Origin of the sequence: Kineococcus indalonis (assembly GCF_009906395.1) — a bacterium.
Lineage (GTDB): Bacteria > Actinomycetota > Actinomycetes > Actinomycetales > Kineococcaceae > Kineococcus > Kineococcus indalonis.
Genome location: NZ_JAAALM010000741.1, coordinates 1 through 1453 on the forward strand (window position 1 = coordinate 1; position 1453 = coordinate 1453).

The 1453-nt window shown below is 79.4% G+C and carries 2 protein-coding genes; both read left to right on the forward strand.

Annotation, left to right across the window (positions count from 1 at the left end; all coding sequences use genetic code 11):
• Positions 1–436, forward strand: a 436-nt coding sequence (locus tag GTR00_RS20735; protein ID WP_166613414.1) for a hypothetical protein, incomplete at its 5' end; no start/stop codon positions are given.
• 86 nt (positions 437–522) lie between these two features.
• Positions 523–1425, forward strand: coding sequence for an ABC transporter ATP-binding protein (locus tag GTR00_RS20740; RefSeq protein ID WP_205706317.1), 903 nt, complete (start codon positions 523–525; stop codon positions 1423–1425).
• The last annotated feature ends 28 nt before the right edge of the window (positions 1426–1453 follow it).

Genomic DNA, 1453 nt, shown 5'->3' on the forward strand with positions numbered 1-1453 from the left:
GCTGTCGCTGGGGTTCGCGCTGGTGGCGCTGGTGCTGGTGCTGCTCGTGGCGTCGGCCTCGGCGGTGCACCTGCAGCGGGTGCGCCTGTTCGCCCTGGCCGACGCCGCGGCCGCCGACGCCGCCGACGCCCTGGACGAGGGCGCCTACTACGGCGGCACCGGCGGCCTGGTGGGCGGGGCGGTGCCGCTGTCGGACGCCTCCGTGCGCGCCAGCGCTCAGCGGTACCTGCGCACGGCCGGCGGGGACCTGCCGGGGGTGCGGGTGGAGGCGGGCACCGGCAGCCCGGACGGCCGCACGGCGGTGGTGGTGCTCGGCGCGAGGGTGGTGCCGCCGTTCGCGGCGCTGGTGCCGGGGGAGTTCGCCGGCGGGGTGCAGCTGCGGGCGCGCAGCCGGGCGGTGGCGCGCCTGGACGGGTTCAGCGCCGCCGGCCGCTGAGCCCTTGCGCGGCACCACCGGGTTCGGCAGGTTGCTGGACGACGGGGGAGCGCCCCGCCCGTGCCGCTCCTCGACGGAGGACCCCCGTGAGCTCACCCCCCGTGGTCGAGGTCGACCGCGTCACCCGCACCTTCGGCGACGTCGTCGCCCTGGACGACGTCAGCCTCGCCGTCCGGCCGGGGGAGGCCGTGGGGGTCCTGGGCCCCAACGGCGCCGGCAAGTCCACGCTGCTGTCGCTGCTGGCCGGGCTGCGCCGCCCCGACCGCGGCACCGTGCGCCTGGCCGGCGGCGACCCGCGCGAGGCGCACGTGCGCGCCCGCCTGGGCGTCACCCCGCAGGCCACCGGCCTGCCGCAGACCCTGAAGGTGGGGGAGGTCGTCGACTTCGTCGCCGGGCACCACCGCGACCCGCTGCCGCGCGCGGAGGTGCTGGAGCGCTTCGAGCTGGCCGACCTGCGCGGGCGGCAGTGCGGGGGGCTGTCCGGCGGGCAGCAGCGGCGCCTGGCGGTGGCGCTGGCGTTCGTGGGCCGCCCCGACGTGGTGCTGCTGGACGAGCCCACCACGGGCCTGGACGTGCCGGCCCGCCACGCGCTGTGGGCGGCGGTGCGCGGGTTCGTGGAGTCCGGCGGCACCCTGCTGCTGACCAGCCACTACCTGGAGGAGGTCGAGGCGCTGGCCGCGCGGGTCGTCGTCGTCGACCGCGGCCGGGTCCTGGCCGAGGGCACCGTGGAGGAGGTGCGCGGGCGCACCGCGCTGCGCCGGGTGCGCTTCGCCGCCCCGCCCGGCGCGCTGCCGGCGCCGCTGGGCGCCGGTGCCGAGGTCGTCGCCGACGGGCGCGAGGGCCGCTGGGAGCTGCTGGTGCCCGACGCCGACGCGTTCGTGCGGGCCCTGGTCACCGGCGGGGTGGACTTCCGCGACCTGGAGGTGGCCACCGCCTCCCTGGAGGAGGCGTTCCTGGCGCTGACCGGCGAGCGGGGGGCCGCCGCGTGAGCAGCCCCACCCCCACCGGCACCACGGC